We start from the raw sequence: 19,672 nt of genomic DNA, 5'->3' as shown, positions 1-19,672 counted from the left end.
TTGAAAGATTTTGATTATGGAAAAGACTACAGTTCTTGCTATTACTAAAAACGGAGTAAAAATTGGAGAAAGTTTGAAACAACTATTTCCCGATTGGAATGTATTTGCTCCATCAAAACTAACAACTGATGCAGTAGGAATAATATGGTATTCTGAGCCTACAACAGAGAAAATTGTTGAACTTTTTAAAAATAATAATGCATTAATCTGTATTTTTTCATTAGGGGCAGTAATCAGATTAATTGCTCCATATTTGAAAGATAAAAAAACAGATCCTGCAGTAATTGTGATTGATGATAAAACAAATTTTGTAATCAGTGTTTTATCTGGACATATAGGTGGAGCCAATGAACTTACTGAAGAAATTGCAGAAAAACTGGGAGCTTTACCTGTAATTACCACAGCAGCTGATGTAAACAAAACAATTGCAGTGGATCTTGTGGGAAGAAAATTTAATTGGAAAATAGATGATGATTCAACTGTAACTAAAATTAGTGCTCATATGGTAAATGAAGAACCAATAGGGATATTTCAGGAGACTGGGGAAAAAAATTGGTATAAAAAATTACCAAAAAATGTTACAATTTATGAAAATTTTGAAGATTTAAAAAAATCAAATTCCAAAGCGCACTTGATAATTTCTGATAAAACTATTGATGATGATGTATCAAAAGAGTCTGTGATATATCGTCCACCGAGCTTAGTAATTGGGATTGGATTACATTGGGATACTTCAAAAGAAACAATCAGAGAAGGTATCGAGTTTTGTTTAGAAAAATTCAAACTAAGTTCAAAATCAATTGCAAAATTGGTATCAATAAAAAAACCAGAGGATGTAAAAGGATTGATTGATCTTGGAATAGAAATGGGAATTCCAGTAGAGTATGTAAATAGAGAAGATTTAGCAGAGATTTCTGCTCCAAATCCTTCTGAAACTGTAAAAGCCTTTGAAGGAACTGCAAGTGTGTCTGAAGCTGCTGCCATCAAAGTATCAAATGGTGAATTGATAGTAGAAAAGCAGAAATTCCCACCAAATTTGACAATAGCTATAGCGAGGATAATGAATTGAAAAAAGGGTTATTACTTATTGACAGAGGTAGTAGAGAAAGAGAAGCATCTGAAGAATTAGATGTAATTTGTAAGGGAATAAAAGCAAAAGGAGACTATGTTTTTACAGATTATTGTTTCCTAGAGGTAGAACCACCATATATTGAGGATGGAATTCCAAAATGTCTGAAACATGATATTGATTCTTTGACTATAGTTCCTTATTTTTTGTATCCTGGTAGAAAAGTGAAAATTGCAGTTACTGAAGCAATGAAATATCAAAAAGATACCAAAGTAAAATTTGTAGTTACAAAACAAATGAGTATGCACAAAACTTTGGCAGATATTGTAGAAAGTAGAATAGCTGCAACATTAAAAGAAAATGAAGTTACTCTTTCAAATAATGAAGTAGATGTAATGGTTATTGGACACGGAAGTAAAGATCCTAATGCACAAAGATCATTAGATTATATTTTAAATGAATTAAAAGATTCTTACAGAAATATTAGTAGATGTTGGCTAGAAATAGAACAACCTGATATTTTTGAGGGAATTAAAAAATGTGAAAAAGATAATCCTAAAGTTTTGATAATTGTTTTTTATTTTCTTCATGAAGGAGCACATGTAAAAACTGACATTAATAATGATTTGATTCCAGCACTTGAAAAATCTACTATAGAAAAATCATACATTACTAAACATATTGGAACGGATCAAAAAATGATAGATTTGATTTTAGAGAGAGCAAAAGAGGTAGAAGATGCAAACTAAGAAAGGTCAATCAATTGAAGATGCCAGTATGCAAATGATTGAAGATGAGATAGGATCACATAATTTTAGTGAAAAAGAATGGCCTATTGTTAGAAGAATAATTCATTCAACAGCAGATTTTGATTTTGCAGATAAAAATAAATTAATTTTTCATAAAGATGCAATTGCAAGTGGAATGAAAGCTTTGAAAAATGGATGTAGTATAGTAGTTGATGTTAACGGAGTACTCGGAGGAATGAACAAACAAAATCCAAAAGATTTTGGAAATAATATAATTTGTAATATTTCAAAACCAAAAATAATGAAATTGGCTAAAAAAGAAGGTAAAACTCGTTCCCAAGTATCCATGAGGGTTGCTGCGTCAGATATTGATGGGGGAGTTGTAGCAATAGGAAATGCCCCAACTGCACTTCAAGAAGTAATTCAAATGGTCAAAGAAGGCATAGTGAAACCAGCCTTGATTATTGGAATTCCAGTAGGATTCATCTGTGCTGCAGAATCTAAAGAAGAATTATCAAAGTTGGAGGAAACGCCATTTATCACCAATATAGGTAGAAAAGGAGGAAGTTCTTCAGTCTCTGCTACAATTAATGCAATTTTCAAATTAATTAGAGCAGAATCATCTCTTTGAAGATTTTATACAATTTCTAACAAAAATTTCTGCATAGTTTGAGCTATCAAAGTAAAGATGGCCATAAGATGCTAATGTATTATCTTGAATTAGTCCATCCTGATGCTTCTTTATTCCTTCACCTATTTCTAAAGTATAAGCAAATTTTGAATCAGAGGAAACTGAATCTAAATGTGAATAATGAAATTCGTGTCCATGAAAATTATGTAGTTTTTCAGATATCGGGGTTTTTAAAATAATTTTACCTTTTGTGTAATTTAGTCTCATTTTTTTTGTCATTTTAGTTTCAGCGTCAAATAGACCAATCATTTTATATTTTTTATTTTCAGATAAAATTGATTTTGTTAGATACATCAATCCACCACATTCAGCATAAATTGGAAATCCATCTTCAGATAATTTCTTTATTGATTTTTTCATAACATGATTTTTTTCAAGAGCGTTTCCTAAAACTTCTGGAAAGCCACCACCAATGTAAAGACCATCACATTTTGGAAGCTTTTTGTTTTTGACAGGACTAAAGAATTTTAGATTAGCACCTTCACGACGTAATGCTTCTAAATTATCTTGATAATAGAAATTAAATGAAGTGTCAAGTGCAACTGCAATAGTAGTTCTAGGTTTTTTAGATATTGGTTTAGATTTTATAGTAAGATCAGATGTATTTTTTGCAATTTTTATTATTTGATTAATATCAATATTTTCTGAAATAATTTTAGATATTTTCTTAATTTGTTTTTTAAGAATGTTATTTTCTAATGTTGAAATTAATCCAAGATGTCTTGATGGCATATTTAGTAAAGGGTTTTTTGGAATCACACCAATTATTGGAATTTTAGTTTTTTCTAGAGCACTTTTACATAGTAATTCATGTTTTTTACTACCTATTTTATTTAAAATGATGCCAACAATACGAGAATTTCTATGGAATTTTATGAATCCAAGTGCAGTTGCAGCAATAGAACGAGAAGTTTTACTTGCATCTAAAACTAGCAGTACAGGGGATTTTGTTAATGATGCCACATGATGTGTACTAGCATAATTTGAATTTCCGCTAAATCCATCATAAAATCCCATTACACCTTCTATTACAGATATTTTAGATTTTGAATTTGAAGTAAAACTATTCAATAATTGGTTTTTACCCATAAGCCATGCATCCAAATTATATGTTTCATTGTTTGAAATGCTAGATAGATAACCGGGATCAATATAATCAGGTCCAACCTTAAATGGTTGAACAGAAAATCCATGTTTTTGTAATGCATAAATTATTGAACATGTTATGGATGTCTTTCCAACCCCACTAGTAGCACCTGTAATTACAATTCTAGGAATTCTCAATTTGCATGACTAGGGTGATTTTTTATTTAAATTGATAGATTACAGATATCCTCAATGTTTTTAGTAAGATCCATTGAATAGAAATTATGGAAAATGATGGTTTAACCATAGTATATACTGGAAAAGGTAAAGGTAAAACAACTGCAGCTTTAGGAATTGCTTTACGTGCAACAGGATATACAAAAAAAACTTGTATGATTCAATTCATTAAAGGTTCATGGCATTATGGTGAAATGGATTCATCAAAGAGACTTGAACCTGAATTTGAAATGGTTGCAGTGGGTAAAGGATTTGTTGGAATAATTGATGATAAAAGTCCAAAAGAAGATCATGAAAAAGTGGCAAAAGAAGCAATTAGAATTAGTAATGAAAGAATTCAATCAGGAAATTATGATATTGTAATTTTAGATGAGATAAACTATGCAGTAAATCTTAATTTAATTTCAGTTGATGATGTTTTAAATATAATAAAATCAAAACCGAAAGGAGTAGATTTAGTATTAACAGGAAATTATGCTAAAGATGAAGTTATTGAAATTGCAGATCTTGTAACAGAAATGAGAGAGATAAAACATCCATTTCAGCAAGGAATTAAAGCAAAAAAAGGCATTGATTTCTAGTCAGCAAACATTAATTTACGCATGAGTGAGTTTTAGAAGAAATGTCTACTGAAATCCAAGAAATGCCAGAACCAGGGGAAATAATTCTTGCAACCATTACCAAAGTGATGGATCATGGAGCATATGTCACACTAGATGAATATGATGACATTCAAGGATTTTTACACATTTCAGAAATTGCTCCTGGATGGATAAGATCAGTAAGTAGATTTGTCAGAGATGGGGAGAAAAAAGTTCTTCTTGTAAAAAAAGTAAATGCTCAACGAGGAGATATAGATCTCTCATTAAAACAAGTTTCAAAAGATCAGAAAAAACAAAAACTAAAAGAAGTTAAAAAGTTTGAAAAAGGTAAAACTCTGTTACAAAACGTTCAAGAAAAAGCTAAATTATCAGATGAGGAAGTTGAAAAATTAGAAGATAATATTTATTCAAAATTTGATTCAGTATATGATGCCTTCATATTAATTGGAAGAAATGGAATAGAATCAGTCAAAGAATTAAAACTTGCAAAAAAAACTGCAACTGTAATTGAAGATATCTGTTCAAAAATTAAACTTCCGTCAGTTGAAATTAGAGGAATTATGGAAATTACAAATAATCAGTCTAATGGTGTTGAAATAATTAAAAAAACATTGTTAGATATTATTAAAAAAGATTCCACTATAGATATCACATATTTGGGTGCACCAAAATATAGACTCTCAATTACTTCAGAAGATTTTAAATCAGCTGAAAAATTATTAAAGCCAATAATAGAGGAAATTGAAACAAACATAGAAAAGAAAAAAGGTTCATTCAAATTTACAAGAGAAGATTCAAAGAAGACAAGAGAAAACTAAAATGAGATTTTTACTAAGAAAATGTTCAAAGTGCTATCACTACACATTAAAAGAAAAATGTCCAAAGTGTAGTGAAGAAACAATTTCAGTACATCCTGCTAAATTTTCACCAGATGACAAATACATGAGATATAGGTTAGCTGAAAGATACTCTTAAGATACAGGCTGGTAATTTTTGTTTACTTCATAAATAAAAACACCAATCATAGGTCCAACTTTTTCTTCAACATAACTGGGTGATGTATAAACTAATTTTAGAGGTCCATTTCCATCAGAAGTGTATTTTATGTTTTTTTCATAAATTGGTATCATACCATTTACATATGTTTCAGATTGTTGATTCAAATTATTAGGATTTACATATCCTAATAAAGTAAATGGGAACATTTTACCTAGTAAAGTTTCATTCCAGAAATAATCAGTACCACTTGATCCATCAGCATGCAGATATTTTGATTCATCTAATCCTGCAATTCTCATGAACCATTGTTTCTTTGATTCATCACCTCCACCGCCTAATCTATAAAATGATTGAGGAGAATCCAAATTTAATTTTTCACCAGCAACAAAAACAAGTACATAATCTGTTTGCATTTCATTTAAAGAATGCCATGATGAATTAGGATTATTCAATAACATTTTTGCTATATTTTGAATAATCTCTGTACTAATTGTTGAATTATCTGCTAAAGTAGCTCTTTCACCCATAGTTGAAATCCAGTACCCATAATCCCACCAGGCTGCTACAACAGCGTCTTTAGGAGTATTATTTTTTATCCAATCTAGAGTATCTAGCCAATCATTTGTTGATATAGTATAAGCAGTTCCACCATTCAAAATTGTAGGAGGTATATCGATCATTCGCGATATTTCTGAACCAACTGGATAAACCATTGGTACGGTAAGAAGAAAAATAATTCCGACAACATAAGGTAATTTCATTAAATTACCAATAGATTTTCTTGAATCAAATCCAACTTTGAAGAATTCTTTTGTTAATACAGTTAAACCTAATGATGCTAAAATAATTATAGAAACGGATGCAAAAACTTCTAATCTAACAAATGTTGAACTTGTGTATACTCCAATAATTCCTAAAATTAAAGCAAATGACAACATATCATTTTTAATAAAGTTAGACTTTGAATTTTGAATATTTTTAATAATTAACCAAATTCCTAACCCTGAAAAAATCATAAGTACTGAATGAAACAAGAATGATTGAGATAAAGTTGTGGTAGCATGTTCTGATACAGAATCTACTAATGGATCTGTTGTTGTTAAAAATGGATTCAGTGCATTAAGATATCTATGACTGGCTGAAGGTAAAAATTGAGATTCAGAATTTATCACTAAAACTAAAGGAACAATAATTAAAAATGCTAATAAAAATATTAACCCATTTCTTGTTTTATTTTTAGTGCTTTTATTTTGAATTAAAATACAAGATACTAAAAATAAAGTAGAGAATATTAATAAAATTCCACCCATACCAAAAATAAAACTAGAACTGACACGTTCAAATGCTAATGAAGTAATAATAGTACTAATTGTATAAACAGGAATAGACCAAATAATGAATTTGTGATCCGTCCTCAAAAAAGGTAAAACAATAAAGAAAAAGGCTAAAGGCATAATAAAAAATTGGTTTCCGCCCCATGCTGAAATAGAAAATGCTGTAAAAATTCCAGCTCCTACAAGTTTAGAAATAGTTATTTTTTTATTTTGAGAAGATATTCCACTTAAAAGTAAATACACTGCTAAAAGAGCAAAAAATAACCCTAAAGGTTCAGATTTGAACCATCCTATTGGACTCCGAATTAAAATTGGTAATGAGACCGAAAATAAAAGGGCAGAAAATAAACCAGCAGTAGTACCGCCTATTACTCTAACCAATGCAAAAATAACTATCGCAGATAGTGAACCAAAAATTGCAGGAAATACAATTGTGAAATCATATAGATCACTCCCACCTCCAAAAATCCAATATGTAATTGCAGCAGTTAGATGAAGAGTTACTTGAGAAGTTGATGAAACATCTCTACCTAGAGGATACCAACTACGATCATCATTCCATTCAAAATATGATGGTATTCCATTATCAACAATATATTGAGTCGCGCGATAATTAAAAAAAGGATCAAATTCATTTAGTTCAAATCCATAATCGGCAGGTTGAGCACGAAGAAGTAAAGATATGGTGAATGCTAAAGATAAAACTCCAATAATTAAAAGATGATTTAATTTTAAATTAAAATTACCTATAGAAACAAGTTTTGTATTTGTTTGCAAGTAATGTTTTTGAAAAAACTTTGTTTATTACTCTTTGTATAAAAAATATTAAAATTATTTTAAATTAAGGTGCAAATATTCCCTGAAGTATAGTTTCTTCAATAATATGATTTTTCATAGATAATTCAATTTCTTGTTTAGTTGAGCCTTTGATATTATCTAATTTTTTATCTAAAGCATATAATTTGAAAATATACGTATGTTCTTTATCTGGAGGAGCTGGACCCCCATAACCAATTTCACCAAAGTCAGTTTCTCCTTCACTACAATATTCCGGTATAGAATTTTCTTTAAACTCACAATTTTTAGGATCTATATTCCATACAACCCAATGCACCCAAACTTTACCGACAGCTCCCATTGCATCAGGATCATCCATTATCAAAGCAAGAGATTTTGTGTTTTCAGGAATTTTATTAATTTTTAGAGGAGGACTAATGTTTCCATGTTTATAGCCATATTTTTTTGGGATGACTCCACCATTTTCAAATGCTTCACTCTCAAAACTCAAAGTCATTGAAATTATTGATAATTACTCAATCTTAAATATTTCTAAGATTCTAAAACGATTTTGTTATTTGAAAAAGACATAATTGAACTTCCATTATTTTTAATCTGTTTTTTTAGTTCTTTATCCATTGTAGCTACAATTACTCTATTTTTTAAAACATAATCAAGTAATTCCTTGTCTGCAAATGAACCAAGTATCGGAATTATTTTTAAATTTTTAATATAATTCAGAGTTGATTGTGCGTCTTGTTTTTTTTCAGGATTTTTTTCTAATTCAAATAATTCATTTTTTACTACTTGTGGTACAACAAAACTAATCTGACCAATCTCAACGTCAAGATTATCTAAATTTTTGATTCTGTTTGTGGCTAGATGAATTAAAAAACTTGTGTCACAGATTACTTCAACCAACTATTCCTGCACCAATAAGTCGCCATCTTTCAGAAATTCTTCTGCTAATTGCTACATTACCACCTTCAAATATACAGGCAGGCCTTCTAAGTTCAATCTCAACACTCTTTGATTTTATTTTTTTTACTGTGCCTAAAACTGGTGCAGTACCAATGTTAAGTCGAAGAAGTTCTCCTGATGAAATTGGTTGTACCTTAATGTCTTCTGTAGCACCAACTGCAGAATCAAACAAGTTAACATCTAATTTTAACAAAGTTGAATTATCAGGAAGTGTTCCAGGTTTGCCAATAACTGAACCAATAAAAGAATCACTTCTAGTCATTGAAGGATCCAATTTTGTTCCTATAGCAACTAAGCCACCAGGCTTTACTGATTCAACAATACCAGCAGCAGTTCCTAAGGATGTAATTTCAGTAAGTAATGGTTCGTATGTCTTTTTCTTTTCATTCATAATTCCTGGTTTAATTTCAATTTCATCACCAATATTGAAAACTCCTTGAGTTAAACTTCCACCAATTACACCACCTTTGATATCTTTTAATTTTATTCCAGGTTTATTAACATCAAAAGAACGTAAAACATGCATTACTGTATCTGCTTTTTCATCTCTATCGGGTGTTTTGATTGTTGATTCAATAGCTCCAATTAATGCATCAATGTTTAATCCAGATTGTGCAGAAATTGGAATCACTGGAGCTTTTGCAGCATAACTTCCTTTAACAAAATTTGTAATTTCTTTATAATTATCAAGGGCCTCTTGGTACGAAAGTAAATCAACTTTATTTTGAAGTACAACTATTTGTTGGATTCCAAGGGTTTGTAGTGCTAAGAGATGTTCTTTAGTTTGTGGTTTTGGTACTTTTTCATTTGCAGCAACTAAAAGTAATGCTCCATCCATTAATGCCGAACCTGAAAGCATATTTGCCATCAAACTTTCGTGTCCAGGACTATCTACAAAACTTACAACTCTAGATAATTCACTTTCTTTTCCACAATTATTACATTTTGGAGTCGTAGAATATCCCAGAGGATCTTCACATTTTTTACATTTGTAAAATGCTGCATCAGAATAACCAACACGAATTGTAATTCCACGTTTTAGTTCTTGACTATGAACACTAGTCCATGAACCAGTTAAAGCTTGAATCAGAGTAGTTTTTCCATGATCTACATGACCTGCAGTACCAATGTTAACACATGGCTGATAACCATATTTTTTGATGTACCAATCAGGAAGAGTTTCTCTCCAATGCATGAGTCAAAAAGTAGTAGCGGTATATGTTAAGTTATTCTTTTTTATCTTTAGTTTTTTCTTCTGCTGCTTCTTCAACAGGAGCTTCAACTGGTAATTCTCCATCAAACTTACAATTTACTTGATAGATTTCTTCTGATACTGAATTGCCTCTCATTAGTTTTCTTTTTCGTTGTCCATATTCTGCATCTTGTAAACCGACACCTTTAGAAAGTAAAACTCTTTTTCTTGCTGCACCATGAATATCATTTCTCATTGGAACTCCAGATTTGTCACTACCTCCAGTGAGTTTTAATTTTCCAGTTAATCCTACAATAGAAGCATCAGTTTCATTTCCTAACTCTAACCCTAACAAAGGATTAGCATCACTATCTTTGAGTTCTTTTGAAATTGATTTTCCTTTAATATCTGAGATCGTAAGTTTGAAGTTTGCCAATTATTCCAAAAAAAAGTTGAACGACTAATTAACCTTTGGACATTATTTTTAAATCAAGATTTGTAATGATAGGCATGACAGAAGAGATCAAATGTCCTAGATGTGATAATAAAATGGTAGACATGCAAGCATGTCATATGTTTTGCCCAAATTGTGGAGCTCATTTAGATTGTTCTGACAAAGGAAATTATTGGTAATTAAATTCCAGGTCTATCTGGAATGTAATCAGCTGACATGTTGATAGCCTGATCTTTCATAATTTCAAGATATGTATCATAATCTGCTTCAAAATTACAATGAGGACATTTTACAATAGTTACATCATCATCTAATATTGCAACTTTTTCACATTCTGGGCATCTTGCATCCATATTTTGAGATAGTAATTAAGATATTTAATCATAATTGATGATACAATTCTAGGCGGAGTTAGTTTAGTCTGGTATGACGTCAGCTTCCCAAGCTGAAGGCCGCGGGTTCAAATCCCGCACTCCGCATTATAATTCTCTAATTGTTTGTTCTATCATCCCTCTATCAGAAGCTTTAGGATTAAATTTCAAATAATTTTTGAGATCATTTTTTGCCTCAGAATTTTTATTTTGTTTTTCCAAAAGATAAGCACGGTTTTTGTATATTTTTGCAGAGCGTTTTGGATTAATTTTGATTGCCTTACTGTAGGAATTTTCTGCTTTATCGAATTGACCGGTCTTAAGATAAAAATTTCCCATACCATTATAGGTCAAATATGAGTTCTTGTTGATTTGTAAACATTTCTCATAATATTTTATACATTCTGGGGAATTTTGAGCGTTAAGGATTGCAGCAAATAGATTAAGTGCAGTAGAATTATTTGGATCAAGTTCTAAAGATTGTTTTAATGATTCAAGTGCTTCAGAGTTATTTTTTAAAATATTTTGTTTTTCAGAAATAAAGCATAATCTATTTGATTTGTCACTAGAGTCTTTTTCTAGATTTATGGATGCAATTATGTCAGAAGGTGCTAAAATTAACAATAATTTTCCTTCTTCAGACCATTCTTTTTCAAAAATATCTTGAGGAATTGCACCTTCTTGTTGTTCTCCTTCTTGATTACCTTTCTGAATGTAATGTAAAATTGTTTTTTCTTGTTTATCATATCCTGTAATTACAGAAGCGTGTTGAGTTATTTCAGGGATTCCAGGTAGAATTACAATTGGTGGAATTCCTAAATCAATAATTTTTTTTAATTCAGAAAGTGATGAATGAATTATTTTACATGTTAAACCATGTCTTTCAGCCATTTCTATTCCCTCAATCAAAATACTACCAACAAATCCAGAATATTTTTTTGCAGACTCTATGGCTTCTGCCATAGGTAAATCAATATTCCAATATTTTGATACTACATTAATTGGTAAAGGTAAACAAATATTTTCATCATCTACAAGTGGTAATAGTAATTCATGGTTTTCTTCTTCCATTAAACAAAGAAATTTTAAGAGTTATTAAAATCAATCAAAGGGAACAGAATTTTTCAATTAAATCATTACCATCAGGACTCATTTCTGGATGAAATTGAGTTCCAAAAATTGGTCTTTCCTCATATTGAATTATTTCATTCTTACAATTCATTGATTTAGCAATTGAAAATAAAAAAGTAGGCAATTTAGAAATCTCATAACTATGACTTTCAAAAACATTAATAGTTTTATTACAAATAGAATTTTTTTTGATAATTTGAATTGATTCCATTCCTTTTTGAAGGGTAGAAATTTTTCTAATTGTACCACCTAAAGTAAGTGCTAAAATTTCTGCACCATAACAAATTCCTAATAATTTATTATTATTTTTAATACAATGTGAGATAATTTTAGAATTAATTTCATTTATTTTTTTTTTATTTTTTTTTCGTCCAGAAAGAATAAAAGAATCATAATTGAAAAGTGAATCTAATCCTAAACTTTGAGGAGATTGTTTTTCAAATAAAATATTTTTTTGGGTTAAAAAATCAGTTAACTGTTTTGTATAGATAGAACCGTTATCGACAACCAGAAGCAATTAGTTGCCAACCTCAATTGAGACATAATGAATCTCTGGAAGTCCATCCTTTACAAATACAGTTCCAATATTGAGGTTAGTATCCTCTTGCCACATGAAGACTCTATCACTACGTGGTTTTACAAAGTCATCAATGAATTCTAATAGGAATTTTTCAGCATCTTCACGATCACTTTCAGTAAAGAAGAACAATTCTCCTTCATTAAATGATAATGGAATTTGAATTGATGTTGGTTCTGAAACAGAAATACCATTTGTTTCAAATAACTTCTTTATAATGTCAATTCTATCACTTCTAACTAATTCAACATAATTATCATCAGCAGTAGTTGTAGTTGAAGCTACACCAGAAACTTTCTTCAAGTATGCTTCAAATGCTTTTTCTTGCGTTTCACCTAATCCAACAAAATATTCTCCGTTGAATGCAGCACCTACTGCTGCAATAGTTCCTAATTGGGCAACTACTCCACCTGCACCTGCAGTATAAACAGGAATAAAGTAAACATCATGATCACCTACACGATATAAAATATTATCACCAACTCTTGGATTTCGTAACAAAGTCTTCAGTTGGGCAAATTCAGGATCTCTATCAAGTGCTTCTCTAACGGCTGTAGGTCCAATTAGTTTAGTACTAGAATTTAATGGAACTTCATAGAATTGCATATCACCTAATCTTTCAAGATCATTTTCAACTACCATGTATCCTGCAAGGTTTCTACCTTGAGAACCTCTTAATTCCAATGAAAGCAATCCTAAGAATTCTGTTTGAGTAAATCCAGGAGGTTTCGCTTCAACATAATAGGTATCAAGGCCTCGAGGAATTTCATAGAATTCATTTGCTTGAATAAATGTCTCAACGTTAGTTACATGGTAAATATTGTACATTTCAGTTTTCCAATTAAATAATTCTACAGGGTATCTAATTTGTTCTTCTAACCATGAAGGCATTGGTTGGAATTGCTCATCATATTGGCTTGCAAACATGTCAGTAAAAAAATCATCTCCAGTTTTTAATAATTGAATATCACCATTGTAAGAATCGACAAGTGCATATCCTACTAGACGCAAGTATGGGTTCCCTACAGACCAAGGAACATCACCTGTATCAAATCCAATAATTAATGGGATTAGCCAATAGGAATTTTTTCCATCAGTTACAGGAAGTGAATCTAATTCTTTTCCAAATAAATCATACAAGAAATAAGGATACAATACTTCCATTCTGTCATGGACATCTTTGTATCTCATAATGTGAACTGATTCGCCTGGAAATGATAACAAAAAGTTTGGCTCAAAAATCCAACTCAATGGAGGTGAAACATCCAATCCACCTAAACCAGAATATGAAACGCCTCCAAGTTCTGCACTATTTTGGGCATCTCTTGAGTTAGGATAACCAGACCAGGTTTGCTCAAATAATCCTCCTTCTCCATAGTAAATTTCTCTTTGTTTGAAAAATTTACCACTGTCAATAATTTGTCCATCAGTAGCCTCTAACGTAAGGAATCCATTTGGAACATGAGTATAAACAAGATGTTCATTATACCATCGATTTTCAAGACTAACAGAAGTAGGTAAAATTGGCTTCATTGAAGCAGTCCAGTATAATGTATTGTTAAAGCGAAGAATATCATTATCTTCAAAGTCTACATATGGGATAAGACCTATCTCAGGTTTTAATTTGGCAAATGCTGCTTCCCAATCCCAAACTCGAATAACATCAAGAACATCACTATTTTGTTTTACATAATTTTTGATATTATTTGCAGAAACAGATGTCAGTTGAACGTCATGAATATTTTCTTGAACATCATTTAATTCTCCTAGATAACGATTTACTCCTATCTGCTGAGCAGTGTATGGTCCTAAAAATTCAATTTTCTTTGCATCTGCAATACTATTATTTACTGAAACAACACCAGCTACAATAATTGCAATTGCAAGAATTGTTAAAAATCTAATGTATACATCTCGTTTAAACATATGAGTTAGTACACGTGCTCGAATTCTATCAACTAGGGAAAACGCAATTAATGCAAAACCTATGACAAGAGTACCTCCAATTACATATCTTGTATTGTAATCAATTTGATCTGTGAAGAATAGATTAATTCCTGCCCAAATTATTCCAATACCTATTATTCCCTCAATAGTTGAAACATAATTTAAATATCGTGGTTTTCCTTCATTTGAATCTTGGAGATAAGATGTAACTACATTAATTATTCTATGAATTCCAACATACAAAAATAAACGAAGTCCAATAGCTGCAAGTAAGGGTGGAATTAATATTACTAAAGCTGGAATCATCGGAACGACATTTTCTGCAGCATAGTTTGGATTATTATCAGGAGTTACAAAAGGTAAAGTAAACAAGGAAGGTAAATTTTCAATTCCCAAAGTATTTCCATCAATAAATGACATTGCTGCAAATCCAAACATAATATTTGCAAAGAAAGCTCCGAAAAGCAAGATCTTTGTAATTTGCCAAATTACAAATTGTACTGATGATAATTTGTAATCTCTAAAACTTTTTAGAGTATTTGTAATTGGCTGCTGTCCCCCACTTCCTAAAAATCCTATTCCTGTGCTAATTGCATACCAGAAAATTGATGATCTTCCTACAATGTTAACTCGAATAAGAGCAATGGCAGAAAGAATTATTGTTGAAACAAGTGTATAGTAGAGAGGTTTGGTAAATTGATCTCCAAATTCTGTAAAATTCATTGATAGAATAACTGCCTGATTTCCAACCATTGTGAAAATGACTATTCCAATAATTGCAACAATGCCTAATCTGATGTATTTTCCAGCATCAGGAGGCGGAGCTTGTTTATCAGTAGAGGCGCTATACAAAACTGAATTTTCTTTAGATTCGGTAAATTAATGTCTTACCGGCAAAATCAAGCTATTCTGGCAAGTTTTTTACAAATCATATAGACTGCGGCAAATGTTGGAACCGTGATTTTTTCGTTTAGATATGGTCCAAATTTTTTGTTTTTTAATTTAAATTCAATGGGGCAATTTGCAATAACTTCTACTGCATCATCACTAAGAAAAGATGCTTCAGTATACGGATCAAAGTTTTCTAAATCATCACATTGGATTTTTGTGAGTCCACTTTTACTATTAATAGATCCTGGTAATCTAAAAATTCTGTGTATATCCATAGTAACATTTGGATCAATTTTCACTCCAATGTTTTCTGAAACATCATCCAAGGTTTTTTGAAAAGAAGAATAGCCATTTGAAAGTAATTCTGTAACTATTTTTGAGCGTTTTGACTTGGAACCAAAAACATATTTTGAGAATCTGCCTCTCCAACCCCGATCATCAAAGTTAGGAAGTGCAGCACGATCTTGTTTAAGTTTTCTAATTCCAAATGTTTCAGGGATTGCTCCACGAAGAGAGATGTAATCAGTTAATTCAGATCTTTCTCTAGAACCAATTTCTTGAAATTGTGAATTATAAACATAAACATGAAATCCCTCATTACCAGAAAAAAATACTTGAATGTTTTCTTTAGCAATTGCAAGATCATGAATTAGCACTTCGGATAATTTTTTAACTTCAATTTTTGAAGCACCAATACAATTTTTACATGGTAGTGATTTTTTTTCTAACTTTGATGAATTACATTTTAAACATTGAGTTAAAGTTTTAGATACTTCATTGCATTCATTACAAATTGATACTGTGTGTCCTTCTCTGCATGGTAAATTAAGATCTTTTGCATCAATATCAAAAATTAGATCAGCCTCTTTCCAATCCTTTTCATTCATTGGTAAATTTGGGAATGTATAGTATGCGTTGGAACAATAAACATCAGATGGAATGTTTTGTATCAGCATCAGATGTAATTCTTTATCATCTTTAATGGGAATATGTCTAGTCATTCCTGAATTAAATTTCTGGTAACCAAATTCTCTTTCAGATGTTCTCTCTGGAACTTTGATTAGATCAAAATGATTAAAATAATATTTTTTGAAAGAACCTTCTAAAAATTGCAAATCTGCTTCTTGCATTATTTTTTCTTCCTTCCAAATTGTAAGGGATTAATGATGTTATCACATTCAGGAATAGCAAAACACAAACTTTGAGTTTTTAATTTCTCACATGATGGACAAGAGTATTGAGTGCCACTACCTGAAGTCCCTGCTAAATGGTTTAGCTGATACAGTGTAACACGTGGATTGTAATCAGGTGCATTTTTGAATAATGGGGCAATTTGTTGTACTGTTTGTCCTTTTGATAGAAGAAAAGTTGCAAGCATGAATCTTCCAGAATGCGGAAGGTTTTCACCTTTTTCTAAAATTTCAATTGCATGTTTTATGCAAGGTGGGTATTCTCCAGTAGATACTGTGTATGTGGTAAATTTTTTGGATAATGAAACTAGTTTATTTACTGAATTTTCAAATCCAGGAATCATTGTGGGAGTTTTTGCATTAATTATTTTTGAATTGATGTATGTTCCCAATTCTTTTCTTATTAGTCTAACAGTTTCATGGGGTGAAAGATACACTTTGCCATTTTCTACATGCCTGTTGATTAATTTCCATTCTCTTTCATGAAAATTTATAGAATGTTTGAGATAATCAGATACTGGAATAATGAAATAATCGTCGGATTTTTCAACTTGCACTGAAAAAAGATCATCTATTACTCTAATTGCAAGTTGATTTTTTGATTCATCTGAAATATTTGCAAGATCCTTTTCCAGATATTTTTCTGCTCGTCTTGCTTCAGCAAGCGCAAATCTTTTGATTAGAGTATGCATCCCACTTAATTTCAGCAAAACAATTGCTAAAAGAAATGAAAAAACCTCTCTAGGAAGGGCAGCTTCCTTTGAAACATGATCACCGTCTAGATCAGATTTGTAGATTTTACCATCTGCTGCAACTAAAATCCGGTCATATGCCTTCTCAATTAGCTGCTTCAAATCAGGATCTGAACCAAATTGTTCAAGGGAAAATCCTTGATCTTTGAGATACTGACCTGCATCTGCTAGGAATGGATATTTTGCAATTTCATCTTGGCCAAGAGCTAACATGATAGTAATTTACAGAGTATACTTAAAAATCTGATTTTTTGAATTTTGACGCTGGTTTAAATTATGTTTTAAGAAAATACACATATGCAGATCGGATGTCATGTTTCAATATCTGGATCCATCGACAAGTCTGTAGACAATGCTGTTGAGAGAGAATGCTCCGCATTTCAAATATTTACAAGAAATCCAAGAGGTTGGCATGCAAAGCCACTCACCAAAGAAAACATTGATAGCTTCAAATCAAAACTCAAAGCAAGTAAAATTGATAGATTTGCAACTTGTGCACACATGCCATATTTACCAAATCTTGCAACTCCAAAAGAGGATGGATTTGAAAAATCTGTCAAAACATTAATTGATGAAAGTGAAAGATGTGCACAATTAGGAATTCCATATTTAGTAACTCATCTTGGAAGTCATTTAGGTACTGGAGATGAAGCTGGGATTAAAAAATTAGTAAAAGGGTTAACTTTAGCTGGAAAAGCAAAAAATGATGTAATCATACTATTAGAAAATACTGCAGGACAAAAAAATTCTGTTGGTTCTGATTTTAAACAGCTGGGGGAGATTTTCAAACAACTAAAACCAGCAAAAAAATTTGGTGTTTGTATAGATACTTGTCATGCATTTGTTGCAGGTTATGATTTGAGAACAGAAGAGAATGTAAAGAAAACTTTTTCAGAATTTGAAAAATACGTAGGAACTGATAATTTAAAAATTCTTCATCTAAATGATGCAAAGGGGGATCTTGGTTGCAATTTAGATAGACATTATCATTTAGGATTGGGTGGAATTGGAGAAAAAGGAATTTCAGCTGTTGTTAAATTTGCAAATAAGAAAAAAATTCCCATAATTTTAGAAACCCCTATTGATGATGACAGAGATGACTTTGAGAATATTAGAGTGGCAAAGGGATTTGCGTAGAAATTTATTTCATGAGTGAATTGATGTAATAATGGACTATGAAGCAGTAATGAAACTAGCACTTGAGCGTGGATTTTACTTTCCTAGCTGTGAAATTTATGCAGATGCTCAGGCTGGGTTTTGGGAATATGGTCCATCTGGTGTTAGTTTAAAAAATAAATTTCTAGAACTATGGAGAAGAGAGTTAATCCGAAGAGATGGGATGCTTGAAATTGATGGTTCTCAGATTATGTCAAAATCAGTTTTTGAAGCATCTGGACATTTAGGAAATTTTGCGGATCCAATAATCAAATGTATAAAATGCAATGCAACATTTAGGGCAGACAGAACTATTGCTGAACTTACACAAATAGAAATTCCTGAGAGTGCAGACTTGGAAGAGTTCGATAATGTAATTTCACAAAACAATATCAAATGTCCAAAGTGTAAAGGTGACTTTGATAAGACAAAAAATTTCAATATGATGTTCAAAGTAGGTATTGGCCCTGAAGAAGAAGAAGCATATCTACGACCTGAAACATGTCAATCAATCTTTGTAGATTTTCCTAGGCTATACAAGACCATGAGAGGAAAACTTCCTATAGGAATTGCCCAAGTAGGAAAGAGTTTTAGAAATGAAATTGCACCAAGACAGAGCCTACTTCGTCTAAGGGAATTCTATCAAGCAGAGATTGAAGTGTTTTGTAATCCAAATAACCTATCTGAGGTAGAAAAGTTTTCAGAGATTCAAGATGTTACTCTAAGAATACAAACAGATGGAGATCCGGTCTCTATGACATGTAAAGAAGCAGTAGAATCAGGTGTTGTTCCTAACAAGCTTGTAGCATATTACTTGGGAATTTTAACTGAATTTTATGAGAAAACAGGTATTGATATTACAAAAAGTAGATTTAGAAAATTAGGAGATAAAGAAAAGGCATTCTATGCTGAAGTAGCATTTGATTTTGAAGTAGAGACTACTATTGGTTGGCTAGAACTAGTAGCATGTAATTACAGATCTGACTATGACTTGACCAGTCATGCAACAAAAAGCAAGCAAAAATTTGAGATAATGGATGGCGATGACAAAGTTTTACCTCATGTATTTGAGATTTCGATGGGAATTGACAGAAGTTTGTATACAATATTAGAGCATAGTTTGAAAGAGGATAAAGAACATGAAAGAATAGTTTTAGCCTTAAAACCATACTTGTCTCCTGTTCATATTGGAATTTTATCTCTAGTAAAAAAAGATGGATTAAAAGAAAAAACAGATGAAATTTATCTTCAATTAAAAAGAAAATGTGATGCATTTTTAGATCACTCTGGTGCAATAGGCAGAAGATATAGAAGACTAGATGAGATAGGATCACCATTTGCAATTACAGTAGATCATCAAACACTAGAAGATGGAACAGTAACAATTCGTATGAGAGATAGTATGGAACAAAAAAGAATTAATATTTCTGAACTTGATTCTGAAGTTATTCAATCAATAGCCTATCCATAATTTTAAATTTTTAAAT

21 protein-coding genes and 1 tRNA gene are annotated in these 19,672 nt (G+C 31.1%); 10 read left to right on the top strand and 12 right to left on the bottom strand.

The annotated features are described in order from the left end of the window. Positions 1-16: 16 nt before the first annotated feature. The 3 genes from C5F49_RS00550 to C5F49_RS00540 are packed head-to-tail and all read left to right on the top strand — an operon-like array spanning position 17 to position 2,449. On the top strand, positions 17-1,069 hold the full coding sequence (locus C5F49_RS00550) for a cobalt-precorrin 5A hydrolase (RefSeq protein WP_179362831.1): 1,053 nt from the start codon (positions 17-19) through the stop codon (positions 1,067-1,069). After that, complete coding sequence (locus C5F49_RS00545) at positions 1,066-1,818, top strand: sirohydrochlorin chelatase (RefSeq protein ID WP_179362830.1); 753 nt, start codon at positions 1,066-1,068, stop codon at positions 1,816-1,818. Before C5F49_RS00550 ends, C5F49_RS00545 begins: the two co-directional genes overlap by 4 nt. Continuing rightward, positions 1,808-2,449 (top strand): precorrin-8X methylmutase, encoded by a 642-nt coding sequence (locus C5F49_RS00540; protein WP_179362829.1) that lies wholly within the window; start codon positions 1,808-1,810, stop codon positions 2,447-2,449. The genes C5F49_RS00545 and C5F49_RS00540 overlap by 11 nt, the downstream gene beginning before the upstream one ends. Here the strand turns inward: C5F49_RS00540 and C5F49_RS00535 are convergent. Further along, positions 2,438-3,793: a cobyrinic acid a,c-diamide synthase CobB gene (locus C5F49_RS00535; protein WP_179362828.1), complete on the bottom strand. Its 1,356-nt coding sequence runs from the start codon at positions 3,791-3,793 to the stop codon at positions 2,438-2,440. The genes C5F49_RS00540 and C5F49_RS00535 overlap by 12 nt on opposite strands. 86 nt (positions 3,794-3,879) lie before the next feature. On the opposite strand from C5F49_RS00535, the gene cobO reads away from it, so the two are divergent. The 3 genes from cobO to C5F49_RS00520 are packed head-to-tail and all read left to right on the top strand — an operon-like array spanning position 3,880 to position 5,409. Continuing rightward, complete coding sequence (gene cobO, locus C5F49_RS00530) at positions 3,880-4,413, top strand: cob(I)yrinic acid a,c-diamide adenosyltransferase (protein ID WP_179362827.1); 534 nt, start codon at positions 3,880-3,882, stop codon at positions 4,411-4,413. 41 nt (positions 4,414-4,454) lie between these two features. Further along, entirely contained in the window at positions 4,455-5,252 is a 798-nt protein-coding gene (locus C5F49_RS00525; protein WP_179362826.1) for a translation initiation factor IF-2 subunit alpha, read from the top strand. A 1-nt stretch (position 5,253) separates the two neighbouring features. Further along, positions 5,254-5,409 (top strand): RNA-protein complex protein Nop10, encoded by a 156-nt coding sequence (locus C5F49_RS00520; RefSeq protein WP_179362825.1) that lies wholly within the window; start codon positions 5,254-5,256, stop codon positions 5,407-5,409. Here the strand turns inward: C5F49_RS00520 and C5F49_RS00515 are convergent. The 5 genes from C5F49_RS00515 to C5F49_RS00495 all read right to left on the bottom strand — a co-directional run bounded on the left by C5F49_RS00515 (position 5,406) and on the right by C5F49_RS00495 (position 10,153). Further along, positions 5,406-7,544 (bottom strand): STT3 domain-containing protein, encoded by a 2,139-nt coding sequence (locus C5F49_RS00515; RefSeq protein WP_179362824.1) that lies wholly within the window; start codon positions 7,542-7,544, stop codon positions 5,406-5,408. The two genes, C5F49_RS00520 and C5F49_RS00515, sit on opposite strands and share 4 nt — an antisense overlap. 64 nt (positions 7,545-7,608) lie before the next feature. Beyond that, complete coding sequence (locus C5F49_RS00510) at positions 7,609-8,061, bottom strand: YbhB/YbcL family Raf kinase inhibitor-like protein (RefSeq protein WP_179362823.1); 453 nt, start codon at positions 8,059-8,061, stop codon at positions 7,609-7,611. A 35-nt stretch (positions 8,062-8,096) separates the two neighbouring features. Continuing rightward, on the bottom strand, positions 8,097-8,465 hold the full coding sequence (locus tag C5F49_RS00505; RefSeq protein WP_179362822.1) for a type II toxin-antitoxin system VapC family toxin: 369 nt from the start codon (positions 8,463-8,465) through the stop codon (positions 8,097-8,099). Further along, on the bottom strand, positions 8,458-9,720 hold the full coding sequence (locus C5F49_RS00500; RefSeq protein ID WP_179362821.1) for a translation initiation factor IF-2 subunit gamma: 1,263 nt from the start codon (positions 9,718-9,720) through the stop codon (positions 8,458-8,460). The genes C5F49_RS00505 and C5F49_RS00500 overlap by 8 nt, the downstream gene beginning before the upstream one ends. Positions 9,721-9,751: 31 nt before the next feature. Continuing rightward, positions 9,752-10,153, bottom strand: coding sequence for a S6e family ribosomal protein (locus C5F49_RS00495; protein ID WP_179362820.1), 402 nt, complete (start codon positions 10,151-10,153; stop codon positions 9,752-9,754). A 74-nt stretch (positions 10,154-10,227) separates the two neighbouring features. On the opposite strand from C5F49_RS00495, the gene C5F49_RS09650 reads away from it, so the two are divergent. Next, positions 10,228-10,350 carry a hypothetical protein gene (locus C5F49_RS09650; RefSeq protein WP_281361117.1) on the top strand — a complete coding sequence of 41 codons (123 nt, stop codon included), beginning with the start codon at positions 10,228-10,230 and terminating at the stop codon, positions 10,348-10,350. On the opposite strand, the gene C5F49_RS00490 is transcribed toward C5F49_RS09650, so the two are convergent. Further along, a complete protein-coding gene (locus tag C5F49_RS00490) occupies positions 10,351-10,524 on the bottom strand; it encodes a zinc-domain-containing protein (protein WP_179362819.1) in 174 nt (57 codons plus the stop codon). Positions 10,525-10,576: 52 nt separating this feature from the next. On the opposite strand from C5F49_RS00490, the gene C5F49_RS00485 reads away from it, so the two are divergent. Then, positions 10,577-10,650, top strand: a tRNA-Gly gene (locus C5F49_RS00485). On the opposite strand, the gene C5F49_RS00480 is transcribed toward C5F49_RS00485, so the two are convergent. From C5F49_RS00480 to C5F49_RS00460, 5 genes are read right to left on the bottom strand one after another with little or no spacing between them, the layout of a single operon-like run. Further along, positions 10,651-11,613 carry a tetratricopeptide repeat protein gene (locus C5F49_RS00480; RefSeq protein WP_179362818.1) on the bottom strand — a complete coding sequence of 321 codons (963 nt, stop codon included), beginning with the start codon at positions 11,611-11,613 and terminating at the stop codon, positions 10,651-10,653. It lies immediately after the preceding tRNA gene. 34 nt (positions 11,614-11,647) lie between these two features. Next, positions 11,648-12,190, bottom strand: coding sequence for a type 1 glutamine amidotransferase (locus tag C5F49_RS00475; RefSeq protein ID WP_179362817.1), 543 nt, complete (start codon positions 12,188-12,190; stop codon positions 11,648-11,650). Continuing rightward, on the bottom strand, positions 12,191-15,049 hold the full coding sequence (locus C5F49_RS00470; RefSeq protein ID WP_179362816.1) for a UPF0182 family protein: 2,859 nt from the start codon (positions 15,047-15,049) through the stop codon (positions 12,191-12,193). It abuts the gene before it with no gap. Between the two features lie 47 nt (positions 15,050-15,096). Continuing rightward, positions 15,097-16,218 carry a DNA primase small subunit domain-containing protein gene (locus C5F49_RS00465; protein ID WP_179362815.1) on the bottom strand — a complete coding sequence of 374 codons (1,122 nt, stop codon included), beginning with the start codon at positions 16,216-16,218 and terminating at the stop codon, positions 15,097-15,099. After that, positions 16,218-17,243: a DNA primase gene (locus C5F49_RS00460; RefSeq protein WP_179362814.1), complete on the bottom strand. Its 1,026-nt coding sequence runs from the start codon at positions 17,241-17,243 to the stop codon at positions 16,218-16,220. The genes C5F49_RS00465 and C5F49_RS00460 overlap by 1 nt, the downstream gene beginning before the upstream one ends. 84 nt (positions 17,244-17,327) lie before the next feature. On the opposite strand from C5F49_RS00460, the gene C5F49_RS00455 reads away from it, so the two are divergent. Both C5F49_RS00455 and glyS read left to right on the top strand, forming a co-directional pair. Then, positions 17,328-18,167, top strand: coding sequence for a deoxyribonuclease IV (locus C5F49_RS00455; protein WP_179362813.1), 840 nt, complete (start codon positions 17,328-17,330; stop codon positions 18,165-18,167). Between the two features lie 31 nt (positions 18,168-18,198). Beyond that, positions 18,199-19,656: a glycine--tRNA ligase gene (glyS, locus tag C5F49_RS00450; protein WP_179362812.1), complete on the top strand. Its 1,458-nt coding sequence runs from the start codon at positions 18,199-18,201 to the stop codon at positions 19,654-19,656. The last annotated feature ends 16 nt before the right edge of the window (positions 19,657-19,672 follow it).

It is taken from the genome of Nitrosopumilus oxyclinae (assembly GCF_013407165.1).
In the GTDB taxonomy this organism is placed as follows: domain Archaea; phylum Thermoproteota; class Nitrososphaeria; order Nitrososphaerales; family Nitrosopumilaceae; genus Nitrosopumilus; species Nitrosopumilus oxyclinae.
This window is presented reverse-complemented; position numbering and strand designations above follow the sequence as displayed.

Bases quoted from the DNA above. Each gene is read 5' to 3' on its own strand.
- C5F49_RS00500 (WP_179362821.1), bottom strand. From the start codon at position 9,720: ATGCATTGGAGAGAAACTCTTCCTGATTGGTACATCAAAAAATATGGT.
- C5F49_RS00540 (WP_179362829.1), top strand. From the start codon at position 1,808: ATGCAAACTAAGAAAGGTCAATCAATTGAAGATGCCAGTATGCAAATG.
- C5F49_RS09650 (WP_281361117.1), top strand. From the start codon at position 10,228: ATGACAGAAGAGATCAAATGTCCTAGATGTGATAATAAAATGGTAGAC.
- C5F49_RS00525 (WP_179362826.1), top strand. From the start codon at position 4,455: ATGTCTACTGAAATCCAAGAAATGCCAGAACCAGGGGAAATAATTCTT.
- C5F49_RS00490 (WP_179362819.1), bottom strand. From the start codon at position 10,524: ATGGATGCAAGATGCCCAGAATGTGAAAAAGTTGCAATATTAGATGAT.
- C5F49_RS00465 (WP_179362815.1), bottom strand. From the start codon at position 16,218: ATGCAAGAAGCAGATTTGCAATTTTTAGAAGGTTCTTTCAAAAAATAT.
- C5F49_RS00550 (WP_179362831.1), top strand. From the start codon at position 17: ATGGAAAAGACTACAGTTCTTGCTATTACTAAAAACGGAGTAAAAATT.
- cobO (WP_179362827.1), top strand. From the start codon at position 3,880: ATGGAAAATGATGGTTTAACCATAGTATATACTGGAAAAGGTAAAGGT.
- glyS (WP_179362812.1), top strand. From the start codon at position 18,199: ATGGACTATGAAGCAGTAATGAAACTAGCACTTGAGCGTGGATTTTAC.
- C5F49_RS00455 (WP_179362813.1), top strand. From the start codon at position 17,328: ATGCAGATCGGATGTCATGTTTCAATATCTGGATCCATCGACAAGTCT.
- C5F49_RS00460 (WP_179362814.1), bottom strand. From the start codon at position 17,243: ATGTTAGCTCTTGGCCAAGATGAAATTGCAAAATATCCATTCCTAGCA.
- C5F49_RS00480 (WP_179362818.1), bottom strand. From the start codon at position 11,613: ATGGAAGAAGAAAACCATGAATTACTATTACCACTTGTAGATGATGAA.
- C5F49_RS00510 (WP_179362823.1), bottom strand. From the start codon at position 8,061: ATGACTTTGAGTTTTGAGAGTGAAGCATTTGAAAATGGTGGAGTCATC.
- C5F49_RS00520 (WP_179362825.1), top strand. From the start codon at position 5,254: ATGAGATTTTTACTAAGAAAATGTTCAAAGTGCTATCACTACACATTA.